This window comes from Litorivivens sp. (genome assembly GCF_041625495.1).
Taxonomy (GTDB): Bacteria; Pseudomonadota; Gammaproteobacteria; order Pseudomonadales; family Spongiibacteraceae; genus Litorivivens.
This window is the reverse complement of sequence record NZ_JBFJTH010000033.1, coordinates 12060-29176: the sequence shown is the minus strand read 5'-3', so window position 1 is coordinate 29176 and position 17117 is coordinate 12060. Positions and strand designations below refer to the sequence as shown.

Below are 17117 nucleotides of genomic sequence, written 5' to 3'. Positions count from 1 at the left end.
GTTAGATTCTTGTCTTCACATATTCCGACAAAAACAGCCTAAGTCGCGTTTATCTACTAAATCAATTAGCACACTATCATATACTCAACTCCAGCCAAATCAATGACTTACGCTGACTGCAGGGATGTTATAAAGACTCAGGCTTCAGATCTTGAAAACGACCAACAACCTATTGCTATAATACTGTATATATAGACAGCGCATAATGGTGCATATTATGGACGATGTTCGCCACAGCATTCCGTCAAACCCGACCCGATTTTTAGATCAGCTCCGCCTTCGAATCAGATCCGAAGGGCTAGCTTACCGCACAGAACAAACTTATGTGCATTGGGTTAAGCAATTCATTCGCTATCATGACAGACGGCACCCAAAAGACCTGGGGGCCTCAGAAGTCGAGGCCTTCCTGAATCATGTTTCCGTTAACCGAAATTGTTCTGCCAATACGCAACGCATCGCATTAAATGCCCTCATTTTTCTATATAAGCGATTCCTCGGGTTAGACATGGATAACCTTTCCTTTACCCCTGCGCGCGCCAATAAAAGACTTCCTGTTGTCTATAGTCGCCAGGAAATTGCTGCAATACTTTCTCAGCTTAATGGCATGTCGCGACTTATGGTCGAGTTGATGTACGGCACAGGGCTGCGTAGCGCAGAACTTTTGTCTTTACGCATCAAAGATATCGACTTCGGCAGTAATAACGTCATTGTCCGATCCGGGAAAGGCAATAAAGATAGAGCGACAATGCTACCTCAGAGTCTTATTCCCGGACTTCAGCGGCAAATCGAAAATGTCGAACGTCTACACGCCCAAGATATTGAAGATGGCTATGGTGATGTTTACCTCCCCGATGCGCTCGCTCGTAAATATCCCAGAGCTGCACGCGAGACTGCATGGCAGTTCCTTTTCCCTTCCAGTCGTATTGGGCCTGACCCACGCTCAGGCGTACTTCGGCGGCACCACTTGCATCCTACCGCACTAAGCAAACAGATCCGTCGTGCTGTTCGCGCCGCTGGAATCCGAAAACCCGCTCGTGCGCACAGCTTCAGGCACAGCTTTGCGACCCATTTATTAGAAACTGGCTACGATCTTCGCACCATTCAAGAGTTGCTCGGGCACTCCGATATAAAGACCACCGAAATTTATACGCACGTGATCAATCGAGGAGGTAAAGGAGTTCTCAGTCCAGTAGATAGCCTCGGCAGTCGACAAATACCGCTGCGTTCAGAGAATGGCTAACAGCCAGTATTCGTTATGAGGTTTTCATGACGGCATATTGAATCGTCCGAGTGACCACTCTGCGCCAAGTGTGCCTTGCACACCACAGCAATTGAATGCCCACTTTGTATGGTGAAGTCAAACGATGACGGGGCTGAACACTTCAATAAGCAGGCAAGCGACATTGTCTAAAAGGGCTAGGTAGCCGCTCATGGCATAAGCGAGCGCACTAAATCAACTGATCGGTCGACGACCTACAGACCTCGACGCCCCTTCCACAAACTCGATACAACTCCTGAGTATTAATTTTCGTTCCTGCCTCCACCACGACGTTTCACAAAAAAATGGTCTCGCTCGTAAAGAGTCGCTAGCGAGACCAAATTCACTACTGAAGTCCAACGGCTTTCGATGAGGGCAGGAAGTCAAAGCCATTTTGACCAGCTGAAAATCGCCGCTGCGTATATGTAGAACCTCAGAAAGCGCGCCAAACCAAAAAGCAGATACGTTTTGAATGGAAATTTCACGAGGCCTGCGACTGTACTGGCTATGGCGTACGGAATGGGCAGCAGGGCCGCAGTTAAAATGAATACGCCGCCCCATTTACGGATAAATTGAACATGGCCGGCGTGGCGATCGGATAAAGTGGCGTGAATTTTTGGTGCATGCTCGATGCCTCTGCCCATGCCGTACGCCACAATGCCGCCAAGATACGACAATCCGGCCAGTACACCAACCATTAGATACGGCGTCTCGGGAAATCGCGCCTTCGCCCACAGCATGAATAGATCTGGCGGAATCAAGCCTAGTATCGACTCGGATACGAAGAACAGACTAAAGACTCTGACCGGCGACAATTTTTCCTGAATGAGTATCAGCAGCTCGTCCTGATAGATCTGCACATAGGGTCGCACCAGCAAGAAAACTGCCACAAGTAACGCAAGGGTAAGCAACACCTTGCGGAGGTTAGCGCCCACCAGATCGTAGAAGCCGCTGCTTTGATAATACACATGCAGCTTCTGGAGCTTGAGCCACGATGATTGTTTGTTATCGTGCTTCACGGTGCTGCCCGTAGCCTACTGTATTGCCAACCCAAGCCGGTGACGTCATCAGCGCTAGAACCTGCGCATAGCTTGCGAAGGTTGCGCAATACAGCCGCAGGCGAAACAAGCTGCCTCTCAAAATCGGAACCCAAGCTCAATTTCGTAGCTGGCTGAGGGGTATACACCACCGAAGTGCGTGCCACGCAGCCCTGGAGAATCCTGAGCTGCCGCCAGCGATTCCCGGCTTGTGACATTGTCGCCGAACAAGGTGATATGCCAGCTGTCATCATGCGCTTTGATACCCGCTTGCAAACCATAGGTCGTGCCGGGAACGCGAACATCAATCGGATCGAGATCTGTTGCCAGCGCGACCTCCGTCGTGTAGCTCGCCGTCATGCCCGCATGGGTAAGGAAGGGCCAATCTAACACCCCACCCTGCCAACCGAGAGTGAAGGTGGTTTTTAATTCCGGCACAAGGCGCAGGCGGCGGCCAGTAAGATCGCACGGTGGCGGGTTAGTATTTTCTGCCGTGCAAGCTGCTCGAGGAAAGCTGGAATACTCTGATTCGGTCAGAGCACCGTTCAGGCCAATTAGAATCGAATAAGGCGTCATCAGCATGGCTTCGTACTCGAGGCCGTAGATGGTTGCTGATGCGGCGTTTTCCACGACATAACCAACACCATTAAAGGTGGATACCTGAAGATCTTTGAAATCCGTGTAAAACAAGGATGCGTTCAAACGTGCCGCACCGCCCAGCCATTCTGACTTGGCGCCAACCTCATAGGTCAGCGCAGTCTCGGCGTCGAACTCCAGATTGTCCGGGTTCACCGGCTGGCCCGTATAGCCACCAGATTTATAGCCTTGGGCAACCGTCAGGTACCCCATCGCCGAATCGGTAAAGTCGTATTGCACCGAGGCTTTTGGCGAAAAGTCCACGCTGCTTCGCTCGCGCTGAGCGTCGAACTGCGTGTCACCCGCAATGATGAACGGGAAAATGGTCGCGCCGTCGGGGTTGTCGCCCAGACAGTACCCACCACCAGTTAGCAACCGGCCGTCACAACTCGAACCGGATAAGAAGGCATTACCACGGCCACCAGTTCGGTTATTGACCAGTGTATGGGCAGTGTATAGCGTTTTATTTTCGTAGTTCAGTCGGCCACCCAGCGTCGCCGACCAGCGTTCGGCGAAATGCCAGGTCGCCTGCCCAAACAATGCGATGCTGTCGGTGACTTGCTCAAAGCGCGTCAATGCTGTTTCGACAGGTGCAGGTCCGCCTTCCGCCTGCTGTCGGTCCTGAATTGTTTGGCCCGCCAATCGCCCCGCTTCTGCATTGTTCAGCACCTGATCTTGGCATTCCCCGGGGTTGGAGGATCGCAAACAGGCCATACGTTCGCCTTCGCCAGTTACCAGCAGCAGTTCGGATAGTTCGAGAAATTGCCGAATGTTGTAGTCGGCTTGTATATCGGCCTTCATGTAAAACAGCCCCGCGACAAACTCAAACGCCCCCGGAGGCGAAGTCACTCGCAATTCTTGGCTGTACTGACGAAGTTCCTCATTATTGTCCAGGATGAGAAATGGAATTGGGGAGAAGTCGGCGTCCATCCGCACTTCTTCGTCAAGCCAGGAGTAATTGGAGATACTGGTTAGTGTGTATTCATCTCCGAAAATCCATTCTGCTTTGATCGTAGCATCGTAGGCGTCGCGAACGACGCGCCCCTGCTCATTCTTGGCGGTCAGTTCGTCGTAAGGGTCCGCCGATGTTTGCGCGTCGAACACCTGCATCGCCGCTAAATGGCGAGGACGGGCACGAATCACTTGGCTGCCCTCACCATGCTGCCCCATAAGCGTGGCGTTCAAGGTCAGGCCGAGCGTAAGATCATCCCGAGCCGCCCACTCCAAACGCAGTCGCCCAGCCTGATTGTCGATATTTTCTTCGTCGATGCCGATTGTGGTGTTGTACACACTGCCGTCGCGCGTTTGACTCATCAACGCGGCCCGCCAGGTGAGCCTATCGGTTACCGGCCCGGTAGCGACCAATCGATAACGTTGCTGATCACGGTCGCCCAGCAACACGTCGCCTTTCAGGCCGAACTCCTGTTCAGGCATGGCCGTACGGAAATGTATGGCACCTGCGGAGGCATTTTTGCCAAACAGCGTGCCCTGAGGGCCACGCATAACTTCGATGGTGTCGAGATCAAGCAGTGCCTGATTGATGTAGGATGCCCGTCCGTAGTACACCTCGTCGATCAACAGGGCCACCGACTGTTCAAAGCCACGATTGTAGCTGGAGCCCAGACCGCGCATGTAGATACTGGGAAACGACGGCGTGGCTAAAACATCCAGATTGGGCACGTAGTTCGCGACTTCGTTCATATCTCCCATATTTTTTTCGGCGATGTCGTCGCCGCCTATGGCAGTGATAGACAAAGGTACCGACTGGACATCTTCTTCACGCTTTTGTGCCGTGACCACAATTTCTTCGAGCGCCGGGCGTTCGCGTGGCCGACGAGCTTGTTTGGATGCATTTTCTGAGGAGACTTTGGCCTTGCTGGAAGACGCCTCATCCGCAGATGCTCTAGATGGTCCCTCTTGCGCAACTGCGTGGTTCGCTGTAAACATCGCTGCCGCACAAACCGTTGTTGCCGTCAGGCTGCGAACAGCACGAAAAGACGCCTGCTCATGCAGTGCGCGTAATACCTGAAATGATGCTTGCAGCATGGTTTTCTCTGTGTCCGGTTGAAAATGTCGTGGTCGCGCTTGCAATGAGTACGACGACCACGCCAGTAATAGCTGCAGCTGCGAAGAGCTACGGCGTGCGCATGTCAGCTTAACTTATGGGTTCAGCGCAGCAAACCGTGAACGTTATGAACCGTCGGTGACTTCTCGACTGACTTGATATCGGGTGCGGTACCGAGCAGTAGGTCTCCCAAACCGGTCGATACCCCCCACCACAGTGTTTCATCTCGGTAGTGATGCAGTCGGTGCATGCGCTGACGCCGGCGGTAATAGTTAATCGGCGGACACCAGGCAGTATGACCGATGAAGTGACAAAATTCGTAATGCAGAGACAGCACGAAGAATGCCGCCAGAGCCCCAGTTGCCAGCTCCACTGTTGGAAACAGCCAATACGCCAACACAAACAGTAGAGGCACAACCGTTGGAAATACCTCTTTGTTAATGGTGATATCGCTTAGATCCGCGGGGTTAGCATGGTGGGCGCGGTGCGTTCGACCAACACTAAGATCGAAGGTCTTACCAAAGAGCGTGAAGGGTTTCATGTGCAGCAAACGCACATGAATCAACCACTCCAGTATCGGCCAGAACGCTAGAATAGCCAGTGGCGCAATCCAGTCGGCGTAGGTCCAGTTACCAAGGTAAATGCGCAGGCCAACTAGGCCAAGCACAAGAACCGTAAGAATTCGAGGGCTCAAATGCCCGTAGAACGCCTTAATAAACTCTCGGGCGGTCTTCGGGTTAGGGTGTTCAGCGCTCTGGTCGTTTGGGCTGGCGGGATTCACTTTGCTTGTTCTCCACTAGGCTTGTTCGGACTGTTCTGAGTATTGCTTTCATACAAGTCCAGAAATTCGTAGATTGCTGCACTACTTTCGTCGATGTATTCCCGCGCACAGCGAGCCGCTTCATCTCGATGACCCTCACGCACCGCCACTGCGAGCGCATGGAATGTTTCCAGCTTTTGTTGTTGAGCCGATAACATCTGCGTCAAAAGCCCCCAGAGTGGCTCGTAGGTTTTGCGCAATGAGTTGAAGGCGAGACGGTAAGCGATGTTGCCGCTGCCCTCGACCAGGATTTCCCAGAAGAGGAAAGCCAGTCGCTGTAATTCTGTGGATCCCTCGACGGTCCGCATTTGATCAATCACGCCGTCCAGTCGATCGGCTATTTCCGGTTTACACTGCGTGGCCGCGTCTGCAGCAATCTCGGGCGACAGCACTTGTCGCATGCGAACAATGCTGCGAGCCACATCTACCTGGATCTGACTGTGCCTATCGAATAGCAGGCTCGGCAGAAGGTCAGCCCCCGCCTCAGAGCGGTAATCGAGAACTGTGGTTAAACCACCATGCTTCACATCGACCAACCTTGCCTGCTGAAGCCGCTTGATCGCTTCTCGCACCGCATTGCGACTAACGCCCAGCATTTCGGATAGCAACCTTTCTGAAGGCAGCTCTTCGCCGGCTTTCAGCTCCTGACTCACGATGCGGCTGCACAGCTGGTCGTAAACCTCATCCGAAATTGAGCGTTTGTTGACTTCCTGGAACATGAGCGCAGCTCCTGACCGCATGAGATTTTTTATCTGTCACACGCAAACGCATCACGAAGCGCAGAGTGGTCACTTATCCTACCAGTCAACCAGTTGCTGTCAAGCGCCTTGAAAACGCTGAAAAAGCACCTCTATTTCAATTGAGAGAGTTGGTTTTGGTATGGATTCGAGGACTGGGTAGATACTGCGGTGGCTCGCGCGCGGCAATTTAAGCTACGGCAGAAGCGGCTTTCAGGCGCCAGCCAAGCCGAGCGCCCAGCAAAACTGCCGCACAACTCAGACCTGCCACCAGCCCAATCCAGAAACCACTCGGCCCCATGGCCGGGACCAGAATATCCGTCATACCCAGCACATAGCCGACCGGCAGCCCCAAACCCCAATAGGAGAGCAAGGTAAACAGCATGGGCCAAGCCGTATCTTCAAAACCCCGCAAGCAACCGCTGGCCCACACCTGCAAAGCATCAGACACCTGATACAAGGCCGCAAAAATAAGCAGGTAGGCGGCCAGATTGCGCACCGCATCGTTGTCGGTATAGATAACCGGAATCCAGTGTCGGCCCACCAACAACGCAACCGAGGCTACCACACCAATCAGTATGCTCACCTGTAGCGACGTACGCACCGCAAGCTTCAACCCGTCTGCGTCACCGCGCCCCCGGGCGCTGCCAACCCGTACCGTTGTCGCCAAAGAAAAGCTCAGGGGCACCATAAATATCAGCGCCGTAAAATTCAGCGCTATCTGATGACCGGCTACGGTTTCTGCACCGAGCTGACTGATAAACAGCGCAATCACCGAAAAGATGCTCACTTCGAAAAAGATGGACAGCCCTACTGGCAAACCCAGCCGCAACATATACAGCAGATTCTCTGGCTCCCAGTGGCGCTCGCTGAGCCGCATCCGCACCCCTTCGTACACTGAATTCAAAGCAATATAAGTGCCCATCATCAACGCCATCAGCCACAGCACCAAGGTTGTTGCCCAGCCACAGCCAACACCGCCCATCGCGGGAAAGCCCAACTTTCCGTAGATCAGAACATAGTTGCACGGAATATTGATCAGCAGGCCAATCACACTGATCCAGAAAACCGGCCGTGTGTGAGACATGGCCTCGGTATAGCCGCGCAAGGCGAGCCACAATGCCGCACCAGGCATTCCCCAGCTGAGCGCATCGAGATAGGCGGCCACCAGCGGACGGATCGCCATATCCACATCCATCAACTGCAATACTGGCGCCATGCTGCGCAGCACTAGCGCGCCCAGTAGTCCCAGCACCAAAGACAACCAAAGAGACTGCTGCGCCAACGGATTGATACGCTCGTGCTGACTGCCACCCATATGCCGAGACAGAATGGGTGTGGCACTCATCAAAACCCCGGTCATAAACAGGTAAAGCGGCACCCAAACGCTGGCACCCACCGCCACAGCCGCCAGATCATTCGCACTGACCCGCCCTGCCATCACTGTGTCGACAAAGCCATTCGCGGTTTGCGCCAGCTGCCCCCCAAGAATGGGCAGCGCCAGCGACAACAGCGATTTCAGTTCAGTGCGGGAGGTATGCGCCATGGGTTGCTTATGATCAAAAGACGTGGATGATACCGATAGCGACGTTGGCACGCGAGACTTGTGCCACAATCGAGTGTTTTGTACCCAGAAAGGATAATTTCATGCCCCAATTCGGCCCCGACATCGTGCTTAATCAACCTGCCTACATTGATGACAGCGCACGCTTATTCGGCAAAATCACGTTGGAAAAGGATGTTTCAGTCTGGCCAAACGCCGTTATGCGGGCAGAAGTGCACGATATACATATTGGTGAAGGTACCAACATTCAGGATTTTGTGATGATCCATGTCGGCACGCTTACACCGACGCGTGTCGGTAAATACTGTTCTATAACGCACCATGTTACCCTGCATGGCTGCGAGATCGGCGATAACTGCTTGATTGGGATAAACGCCACCGTTATGGACGGCGTAAAAATTGGCAACAACTGTATTGTCGCCGGACAAGCTATCCTCACCGAAGGCAGCGAGTTTCCAGACAATGCGATTATTGCTGGCGTTCCCGCCAAACAGGTGGGCAGCAAAGACAACAGCGAAGCCAACCGGATCAACGCCGCCTTCTATATTCGCAATGCACGCAACTATCAGAAGGGAATCTATCGCCTAAGCGATGAGGATATTGCGAAAGCCTTTTCTGCCACCGAACTAGAACAATAGGCACCTGACCTCGCAATGACTGAACTCTACCTCAAATACGAATACTGGATCGCCTTCACTCAACTGTTGCTGGCCATGTTCGGTATGGGTGCCACCCTGCGCGTCGTCGACTTCATCAACGTTGCCAGAACCCCTCGCGCTTTCGCGACGGGCATCAGCCTGCAGTTATTGATGGTTCCGCTCATCGCCGTGCTGTTTTTGGCAATATTCAATTTGCAGCCTGGCGTTGCGGTCGGTATCGCCATACTCGCAGCGATACCCGGTGGCACAACGTCAAACATCTACACCCACTTTGCCAGGGGCAATATCGCGTTGTCGATCGCCATAACTGCAGTGACAACTGTCGCCTGTCTGGTCACCGTGCCCATTATCCTGAAGCTGCTGATCACCGACTATGTACCTGCCGATTTTCGACTACCGGCAGCGCGGATCGCCGCTGAAATATTCTTTTCAATTCTAGGACCACTGGCGCTGGGCATGCTGACACTCAGGCTGCTACCAACGCTGTCAGCTCAGATTGCAAAATGGTCGATACGAGCAAGCTTGGCGCTGATCATAGTCATCATCCTGGGTGCGTCGACTTCCGGCAGGCTCGACTGGGCAGCCTTTGGATTGGGGAATGTTCTGGTCGTCACCGGCTTTACCATATCCCTGCTTGCTGCAGGCTTGGTTGTGCCCTGGCTGATGCGCGCACCGCGGCCCGATATCGTGGCCATTGATATGGAGCTAACGGTGCGCAATGTGAACCTCGCGGTGCTGATTATTGCCTCGCTGTTTCCCGCAGCCAACGCGGCTACCAGCACACTGGGCAGTATGGCCTTGTTCACTGTACTGGTGTACGGCGGGTGGATGTTGATGCCGGCGCTGGTATTGATTATCGCCAGCCGCGTGCACAAAAAATCAGGCGATGCGTTAGCTGAAGGCGACGGATAATGCTCGTCTGATTGGACTTGCACAATTCCCCGAGACATAGCCGGCCTATGCTAAGCACGAGATAGAAAGCAGGCAGTAAGCGGCAGTTACAAGTTCTTTTTATAGTCTGCTTTTACTGCGGCGTCTACAGCCATTGTAATGGCCGCTCGCCCGACTCTGCCATGCGCTGCGTTTCTTGCGATCTGCTTGCCAAAATTTATTTTCAGTGGATCGCGCCAGCTCTCAGATTGCCAAGCTTTGCTGCGTTTAAACGCTTTGGCACAATGAAAAAAACACTCTGTTACCTCAACCTGAATGAGCAGCAACGCCGACTTCCCATTCGCGGCCATCTCCTTGCAAAGATCTTCGTCCTGGTACAGCCTCGCTTTGCCGTTGACACGAAGTGTTTCCTCGGTCCCTGGCACAATGAATAACAAACCAATACTACCGGTCTCAAGGATATTAATAAGGCCATGAAGCAACTTGTTTCCTGGTCGCTCTGGAATGATCAGCGTACGATTGTCGACAACACGGACAAATCCGTCAGCATCACCCTTCGGCGATACGGTCACGTTTCCGCCTATCCCGGTAGTAGCTAGAAACAGCAAGGGGCTTTTACCAATAAAATCCAGCGCTTCCTCAGTTAACGCTTCAGAAATTTTTTGCTTGACGAGATCGTGCGGCTGGCCAAGTAACTCTCTTAATGCTCTTTCTGATTCAATACGCTGCATATCGATTCCACCGATGTGACTCGAGACGAGCCCTACACACTCAGACGACGTTGGCCGGCACGGTTAAACGCCATTCACGTTTTGAAACGCATCCCCGAATAGGAGGCCGGACGCAGCCTGAATCACCAATTCTGAAAACTACCAGAAGATTATCAGCAATGCGTTTTTAATACCGACAGAACGTGCTGATATCGTCGACAACGTACAGCGATCAGCTCCAACGCAAATCGTGGGTTCTAAACGGCGTGGTGCGCACCCGCTTACCGATGGCCTGGTATATGGCATTGCCAATCGCTGGGCCTATTGGGCCCACTGGCGCCTCACCAATAATCGCAAAACGGTCGTGACCAGAGAGAGCCTCAAAGTGAACTCGAATATCAGGAATATCTGACATCTTGAGCATGGGGTAACTGTCAAAGTTACCTTCAATGACCGCCCCGTTTTCAATCGTCAGGCCTTCGTTGAGGCTCATATTCAACCCAAAGATAATACCACCCTCAAGTTGTGCAAGGACGGCATCTCGGTTAACGATGCGACCGCAGTCAAATGTGAAATCAATACGGTGAATCTTCAGCTCGCCGGACTGGCTTACTTCGACGTGGGCGACCGCACAAACAGTGGCGCCAGCCTGCGGCTTACCGGAGTGCGGCCAATTACTTATCGCTATGCCACGCCCTTGCCCCTTCGGTAATGGCCTACCCCAATCTGCTTTTTCGGCTGCCACTTTCAAGCAGTTTGCCCACGCAGGATCCCAGCCGGAAAGCAAATTCAATCGATAGTCCAGTGGATCGATACCGCCAGCGACTGCGCACTCATCGATAAAGGTTTCAACGGTGAATGCATGAGCATTGTAGCAAGGTGCGCGATATGCTCCTGTCATGATATGCATAGGCAGACTACTGGTGGCCAGCCGTACATTGGGTATGTTGCCTGCAGCTGCGTATGGCATGTCGGTGTAGCCAATATTCAATGCCATGCCGCTGAAGCAGGTTTCGCCCTGCAATGCCTGCAATGTGCCGTTCTCATCCAAACCGGCTTTAAAACGCGCAGCTAAGGATGTTCGGTAAGTGCCTTGGCGCGTAGTTTCTTCGCGCGACCAGATAACTTTTACCGGCACGCCCGGGTACTGTTTGGCAATGGCGACCACCGTACGCACATCATCGCCGATAACGCGTCGACCAAATCCGCCGCCTACCAAGGTCTGGTGGATATCGATTTTGTCTGGATGCACCCCGCTTTCATCTGCCGCCACCCAAAAGGCCTGCTGCATATCCTGGGTTGGATGCCATAGTTCCAGCGAGTCTGCCGTGTACTTTGCCGTGCCATTAAGCGGTTCCATCGTGGCGTGCTCACAAAATGGAATGCTATAGGTCGCCTCGACGGTTTTAGCCGCCTCAAATTTCTCAACGTCGCCCGCTTTAGTCAGCGGCGTTCCGGCCCACTTATCTAATACCTGATGCTGGCGATCACGAATCTTTTCATTCGATTCCCAAAACTGCCCGAGCCCGAGCTCCCACTCCACCGGCAAAGCATCCAGTGCTTTCTTTGCCTGCCAATAGTGGTCAGCAATAACCGCGACACCGCTGCGTAATTCCGAGCCTTCCAGGCCAAAGGTGGCATCGGCTTGCACCGGCGAACCGGGAGTTTTAGACGGATCGATCACGACGACCGCACGCACACCCGGCATGTTCATTACGGCGTCAGCATCATGGCTTTTCAGCAAACCGCCATGCACCGGTGCCTGCAGCAAGGCCGCATACACCATTCCAGGCAGTGTCACATCTACACCAAAAATTGCACTGCCATCTACACCCGCCGGCACTTGTAACTTATGCGGCTGTTTTTTGCCCAGCAAACGCCACTCACTTTGCGCTTTAAGAGCTGGCTCTTGCGTCAGCTCTACGGAGGCGGCCTCCGCCGCTACGTCACCAAAGCGCAAGGTTCGCCCAGTAACAGTGTGCGTAAGCACGCTGTTGCGCGCCTCAATGTCGCTGGGGGGTACGCCCCAACGTTTGGCGGCCGCAAGTTTCAGTCTCTCTCTCGCGCTGGCTCCAAGCTGAAGGGTGTAGGGCATTCTGTCATGGTCGGTGCTGTGGCCGCCAAAAAAAGGTTGGAGGCCAACTGCATAACTGCCCGGTTGTTTGTATTCCCGCGTAAAGGACGCAAATTCGACCCTCACCATGTCCCAAGCGCATTCCAGTTCTTCTGCAATGTTCATCGCTTGTTGCGTAGATGCGCCGTTTCCAATCTCAGGAGTGGGTACGGTGACTACTACGGTGTCATCCGCATGAATCGTCAACCACGGCGAGAGTTCGCGAGCCGCTTTTCCTGCGGGTGCGGCGGCCAGCTCGGAGGGTATCAATTGCAACGACAAACCACCTGCAACGGTGGCGGAAGAGATCAGAAATTTACGACGAGACAAGACAACCTGGTTCATGCCTGAATCTCCTTCGCCGCGCGATGAATCGCCGCCCGAATTCGTGGATAGGTTCCACATCGGCAAATATTAGAAATGTGGCTATCAATATCCTCGTCTGTTGGATTCGGCTTGCGCTTGAGCAAGTCTGCGGCCGCCATCAACACCCCGGCCTGGCAGTAGCCACACTGGGGGACGTTCAGTTCCACCCAAAGCTTTTGCAAAACATGATCCCCAGACTCCGACAGCCCCTCTATCGTCGTAATTTCAGCACCCTCTACCGACTGAACCGGTATCAGGCAGGATCGAGTAGCAACACCATTGAAATGAACTGTGCAGGCTCCGCACTGCCCTACGCCGCAACCGAATTTGGTCCCTGTTTTTTTGAGGTGGTCCCGCAGTGTCCACAGCAGTGGTGTACTCGGATCTATATCAACAGACTGCGACTCGCCGTTAACCTTAAATTTTATTGAGCTCATAACCCGGCCCTCTGTTTAGCCAGCGCCTCAAACTCGGCGTCCATACTGGCCAGCTTTTCATCAGTAATCGTTTTGCGATCAAATTTTTGCATAAAGGAGAGGGTAAAGCCGCGACCTTGGTCAATATCAGGGTTGGTGGAAAATCCCGGCAGATACTTATCAACGATGGCAATGGCTTCTGGATCATCAAGCAACACCCCCACTAGCGTAGAACTTGTGGTGTAGACCACCACGCTTGAGCCCTCAATGTCACCTAGCGCTAGATCCAGCGCAGCCAAACGTTCATCGGTAATCATCTCAGGATAATAAGGCTGGATATCCGGCAGTGTTAGCGGGCGCGCAACCGACAACTGACGAATATCAGCAATGCCTGGAATATGGGTTTCCAACACATCACGTGTATCTGATGAGTCCAGCAGCACGCCCACACTGGATTCGGCGACGGAATAGCTGATACCGGGAAGTGTCACCGTCGGCCCCGCTGAGGGCATAAGAAAGTTCCACAACACCGCGCCAACGGCTATCAGCGCAACTACGCTGACGCTAAGAATACTGAGCTTGAATCGGGACATGGGCAGTACGGCTCTGTCTACAAGACCACCGATTATAATAATAAACCAGTGTGTTTCACAACTGGGCTGCGCGGGCGCCCTCAAACTGCGCCAAGGCAAGTTTTCCGCTGCCCCTAAGCGCCCTCTAAATACGGATATCACGTTGATAGCAGTACGGATTTTGCGTCTTTCTTAAAGATTGGCCAGAAGGCCAAACACTCTAGTGCTAGCGGTTAAAGCGTGGACAACCATCGTAAATAAGAGTAAAAAACTCCTAAACGCCCACGTTAGGGCAATTACCAATAATAACAATTCAAGGTGTATCACTATGACTGCGCAATCCCGCTGGCTGCGTCGCTCGCTTGCACTTTCGCTTTCCCCTTTGGTTCTTGCATCTTCTGTGCAGGCAAAACCGGTCCTCGAAGAAATTGTAGTCACAGCCCAGAAGCGCGCGGAATCACTTAGCGATGTCCCCGTGTCTGTCACCGCAGTAACCGGCGACAAGATAACCAAAGCGGGCATCAGCAATTTGGCCGACCTGTCGGAATACACCCCAAATTTCAAACTGGTTCCCGGTGGACTCATACCCAATGTTTATATGCGTGGTGTAGGTTCGGGCTCTAACCAGGGCTTTGAATTGTCGGTGGGTATCTTTGCCGATGGCATTCATCTCGGCCGCCCTCACCAGACCCGAGCGGCTTTTTTGGATATAGAGAGGGTGGAGGTGCTGCGCGGGCCACAATCCATTTTGTTTGGCAAAAACGCCATTGCTGGTGCATTGAGCATTGTCTCGGCCAAACCCGGCGAAGAGCTGGAAGCCATGGTTAGCGGTCTGACGGGGGTACCAAGCGGGCGCGACAATGACATTAAAGAATTTTCCGCCATGGTTTCGACGCCCATTACCGACAATTTTGGCGTACGCATTGCCGGCCGCATGCGTCAAGAAGATGGCTATCTCTACAATGAGGGTGTTAAACGTCTTGAACCCGAAGTAGATGAAAAAGCGCTTAGGCTGACCTTTGGCTACCATCCGCTGGATTGGATGGACGCTTACCTGAAACTCGAAAAATCTGAACGCGAGCAAAACGGCCGCACTTTTGAGTTCACCCATGCCAGCGCCCTGACAGGCTGTAGCGGCGAAGATATTGTGCTAAACCGGGTAAAGAATACAGATGCCGAAGAATACGCCGAGATCGACACCTACAACTACACACTCAATGTCGATATGAATTTCGAACCCGGCACGCTTAGCCTTACCAGCGGTTGGTCTGGGTTCGAATCGGTAGATCTTTTTGATGCTGATTCAAGCAGCTTTGATACCGTCCCACTACTTGGCGCAGAAGATTACGACCAATTCAGCCAGGAAATCCGTTTTGCTTCAGCCACGGGCAATTTCGCTGACTACATCGTGGGCGCATTTTATCAAACCAACAAATTGCAGTTTGATGAATCGGCGCCTCTGAATGTCAGAAACGGCGCGCTGCAGGATTCTGGGCTTTGCCCCATCAATACACTGGAAAACGTTAAAGCCGACCTTGAGCGAGATTTCAGCATAGACAGTGATGCATGGTCAGCCTTTGCGCAGGTGACACTCAATTGGCTACCAACGCTACGTACAACTCTCGGTGTTCGTCACGTAGTTGAAGAAAAAACCGGCTTCCGGGATTTTAATGTTTACCAATCTGGTACTAAAAACGATGCCGACCCAGCGACTGCTGCAATCCTTAATGCCCTACTTATTAACAAACACACACTGAGCAGCGAGCGAGACGTAGCCGTTACGCTGCCTTCAGTTAATATCCAGTGGGACGCGACTGACGACATCATGCTCTATGCAGGCTTTACCCGTGGCGCCAAATCGGGGAGCTACGACGCCCGCAATAACAACGACGGCATGGGCCCCAATGGCGGTGGGACCAACTTCGAGTTTGAAGACGAGATGGCCGATGCTGTGGAGATAGGATCCAAAATGCGTCTGGCAGATGGCGCTGCCGAACTAAATGTGGCGATTTATCGTGTGGAATATGAAGACATGCAGGTAAGTGTGTTTGACGGCGTTGCCGGCTTCACCGTAACCAATGCCGGTAGCGCGTTGACCCAGGGTATAGAGCTAGATGGACGCTGGTTGCTAACCGAGAAATTCATGCTTAGCGGCTCACTCGCTTACCTCGACTTTGAGTGGCTCGACTACGTAGACGGCCCTTGCTACGAAGGCGCACCAAATGAAGACCCCGACGCAGGCACCTGCGACCTTACCGGCAGAGAGAACCAACACACCCCGGAGTGGACTGCCAGCCTGTCCGGCACATATACGCAACCGCTGTTTAACGCGCTGGTTTTAGAACTCGGTGTTGATGTGAGCTACAAGGGTGAGCATTTCACCTCGGGCGATCTGGACCCACGGGGTATCCAGGACGCAGTAAACAAAATTAACGCCCGCATCGGGCTTAGCTCGGAAGAAGAGACCTGGAGTGTTGCTCTCGTCGGTAAGAACCTCACAGATGAAACAACAATTGGTATTGGTTCACCTTCCGCGCTCGATGCCGGCGGCTATCGTGCAACGATAGAACCCACCAAAACCATTTATCTTGAAGGCCGCTGGCGTTATTAACGGAAGGTTTTAAAAACAAATAGGGATTCTACGCTTCACGGTTAGAATCCGGATGGGCATCAGCAAACGCCGGATGTTGGTTACAGTGCCGGGCAATTTCGCGCAAGGTAGGCCAGTTCTCATCCGGCACGTCAAATCGTTCTGCGTTATATAGCTGAGGAATCAGGCAAGCGTCAGCAAACGTAGGCATATCACCCACACAGAATTTACCGTGAGTCTCTGAAACACGTTTTTCCAAGGCGGTAAGCCCTTCCCTAACCCAGTGTCTATACCATTGAAGTTTAGCGTCTTCATCTGCCCCCAGCGTCTCTTTTAGATAATTAAGTACACGCAAGTTGCACAACGGATGAATGTCACAGGCGATCAACAGGGCGATCTGTCGAACCGTTGCTCGGTTACACGGATCAGCCGGTAGAAGTGGTACCTCAGTATACATGTCCTCAAGGTATTCCAGGATGGCGAGCGACTGACTAATGTGTGCATTTCCATCAAACAAGACAGGCACTAAACCCTGCGCGTTAATCTCAAGGAATTCTACACTGCGCTGATCTCCATCGATCAGAGAGACATGTTTTGTCTGGTAGTTTAGTCCTTTTAAGTTTAACGCAATCCGAACCCGGTATGCTGCCGACGAACGCCAGTATCCATATAACACCATCGAC

At 52.9% G+C, this 17117-nt stretch carries 14 protein-coding genes; 4 read left to right on the top strand and 10 right to left on the bottom strand.

Annotation, left to right across the window (positions count from 1 at the left end; genetic code table 11):
- Positions 1-217: 217 nt before the first annotated feature.
- The gene (locus ABYP39_RS05985) at positions 218-1240 is read left to right on the top strand and encodes an integron integrase (protein ID WP_372781573.1); all 1023 of its coding nucleotides are present in this window, start codon (positions 218-220) and stop codon (positions 1238-1240) included.
- A gap of 401 nt (positions 1241-1641) precedes the next feature.
- On the opposite strand, the gene ABYP39_RS05980 is transcribed toward ABYP39_RS05985, so the two are convergent.
- From ABYP39_RS05980 to ABYP39_RS05960, 5 genes are all read right to left on the bottom strand, one after another.
- Positions 1642-2277, bottom strand: a complete 636-nt coding sequence (locus ABYP39_RS05980; RefSeq protein WP_372748461.1) for a YqaA family protein — start codon at positions 2275-2277, stop codon at positions 1642-1644.
- A 117-nt stretch (positions 2278-2394) separates the two neighbouring features.
- On the bottom strand, positions 2395-4977 hold the full coding sequence (locus ABYP39_RS05975; protein WP_372748462.1) for a TonB-dependent receptor: 2583 nt from the start codon (positions 4975-4977) through the stop codon (positions 2395-2397).
- Between the two features lie 122 nt (positions 4978-5099).
- Positions 5100-5777: a sterol desaturase family protein gene (locus ABYP39_RS05970; protein WP_372748463.1), complete on the bottom strand. Its 678-nt coding sequence runs from the start codon at positions 5775-5777 to the stop codon at positions 5100-5102.
- Positions 5774-6535: a FadR/GntR family transcriptional regulator gene (locus ABYP39_RS05965; RefSeq protein WP_372748464.1), complete on the bottom strand. Its 762-nt coding sequence runs from the start codon at positions 6533-6535 to the stop codon at positions 5774-5776. The genes ABYP39_RS05970 and ABYP39_RS05965 overlap by 4 nt, the downstream gene beginning before the upstream one ends.
- 208 nt (positions 6536-6743) lie before the next feature.
- Positions 6744-8099, bottom strand: a complete 1356-nt coding sequence (locus ABYP39_RS05960) for an MATE family efflux transporter (protein ID WP_372748465.1) — start codon at positions 8097-8099, stop codon at positions 6744-6746.
- A gap of 101 nt (positions 8100-8200) precedes the next feature.
- On the opposite strand from ABYP39_RS05960, the gene ABYP39_RS05955 reads away from it, so the two are divergent.
- The gene (locus ABYP39_RS05955) at positions 8201-8755 is read left to right on the top strand and encodes a gamma carbonic anhydrase family protein (RefSeq protein WP_372748466.1); all 555 of its coding nucleotides are present in this window, start codon (positions 8201-8203) and stop codon (positions 8753-8755) included.
- Positions 8756-8770: 15 nt separating this feature from the next.
- Positions 8771-9688 (top strand): bile acid:sodium symporter family protein, encoded by a 918-nt coding sequence (locus ABYP39_RS05950; RefSeq protein ID WP_372781571.1) that lies wholly within the window; start codon positions 8771-8773, stop codon positions 9686-9688.
- Between the two features lie 86 nt (positions 9689-9774).
- Here the strand turns inward: ABYP39_RS05950 and ABYP39_RS05945 are convergent, their stop codons facing one another.
- From ABYP39_RS05945 to ABYP39_RS05930, 4 genes are all read right to left on the bottom strand, one after another.
- Positions 9775-10398, bottom strand: coding sequence for an MSMEG_1061 family FMN-dependent PPOX-type flavoprotein (locus ABYP39_RS05945; RefSeq protein ID WP_372781569.1), 624 nt, complete (start codon positions 10396-10398; stop codon positions 9775-9777).
- A 211-nt stretch (positions 10399-10609) separates the two neighbouring features.
- Entirely contained in the window at positions 10610-12835 is a 2226-nt protein-coding gene (locus ABYP39_RS05940) for a molybdopterin cofactor-binding domain-containing protein (protein WP_372781567.1), read from the bottom strand.
- On the bottom strand, positions 12832-13293 hold the full coding sequence (locus tag ABYP39_RS05935) for a (2Fe-2S)-binding protein (protein WP_372749572.1): 462 nt from the start codon (positions 13291-13293) through the stop codon (positions 12832-12834). The genes ABYP39_RS05940 and ABYP39_RS05935 overlap by 4 nt, the downstream gene beginning before the upstream one ends.
- Complete coding sequence (locus ABYP39_RS05930; protein WP_372749573.1) at positions 13290-13865, bottom strand: hypothetical protein; 576 nt, start codon at positions 13863-13865, stop codon at positions 13290-13292. Before ABYP39_RS05930 ends, ABYP39_RS05935 begins: the two co-directional genes overlap by 4 nt.
- Before the next feature lie 307 nt (positions 13866-14172).
- Here ABYP39_RS05930 and ABYP39_RS05925 point away from each other — a divergent pair, with 307 nt between their 5' ends.
- Positions 14173-16455, top strand: coding sequence for a TonB-dependent receptor (locus ABYP39_RS05925; protein WP_372781565.1), 2283 nt, complete (start codon positions 14173-14175; stop codon positions 16453-16455).
- A gap of 28 nt (positions 16456-16483) precedes the next feature.
- On the opposite strand, the gene maiA is transcribed toward ABYP39_RS05925, so the two are convergent.
- A complete protein-coding gene (gene maiA, locus ABYP39_RS05920) occupies positions 16484-17113 on the bottom strand; it encodes a maleylacetoacetate isomerase (protein ID WP_372781575.1) in 630 nt (209 codons plus the stop codon).
- Positions 17114-17117 lie beyond the last annotated feature (4 nt).

Coding starts and splice junctions, on each gene's coding strand:
- ABYP39_RS05930 (WP_372749573.1), bottom strand. CDS start 13,865: ATGTCCCGATTCAAGCTCAGTATTCTTAGCGTCAGCGTAGTTGCGCTG.
- ABYP39_RS05935 (WP_372749572.1), bottom strand. CDS start 13,293: ATGAGCTCAATAAAATTTAAGGTTAACGGCGAGTCGCAGTCTGTTGAT.
- maiA (WP_372781575.1), bottom strand. CDS start 17,113: ATGGTGTTATATGGATACTGGCGTTCGTCGGCAGCATACCGGGTTCGG.
- ABYP39_RS05925 (WP_372781565.1), top strand. CDS start 14,173: ATGACTGCGCAATCCCGCTGGCTGCGTCGCTCGCTTGCACTTTCGCTT.
- ABYP39_RS05985 (WP_372781573.1), top strand. CDS start 218: ATGGACGATGTTCGCCACAGCATTCCGTCAAACCCGACCCGATTTTTA.
- ABYP39_RS05955 (WP_372748466.1), top strand. CDS start 8,201: ATGCCCCAATTCGGCCCCGACATCGTGCTTAATCAACCTGCCTACATT.
- ABYP39_RS05965 (WP_372748464.1), bottom strand. CDS start 6,535: ATGTTCCAGGAAGTCAACAAACGCTCAATTTCGGATGAGGTTTACGAC.
- ABYP39_RS05975 (WP_372748462.1), bottom strand. CDS start 4,977: ATGCTGCAAGCATCATTTCAGGTATTACGCGCACTGCATGAGCAGGCG.
- ABYP39_RS05960 (WP_372748465.1), bottom strand. CDS start 8,099: ATGGCGCATACCTCCCGCACTGAACTGAAATCGCTGTTGTCGCTGGCG.
- ABYP39_RS05950 (WP_372781571.1), top strand. CDS start 8,771: ATGACTGAACTCTACCTCAAATACGAATACTGGATCGCCTTCACTCAA.
- ABYP39_RS05940 (WP_372781567.1), bottom strand. CDS start 12,835: ATGAACCAGGTTGTCTTGTCTCGTCGTAAATTTCTGATCTCTTCCGCC.
- ABYP39_RS05945 (WP_372781569.1), bottom strand. CDS start 10,398: ATGCAGCGTATTGAATCAGAAAGAGCATTAAGAGAGTTACTTGGCCAG.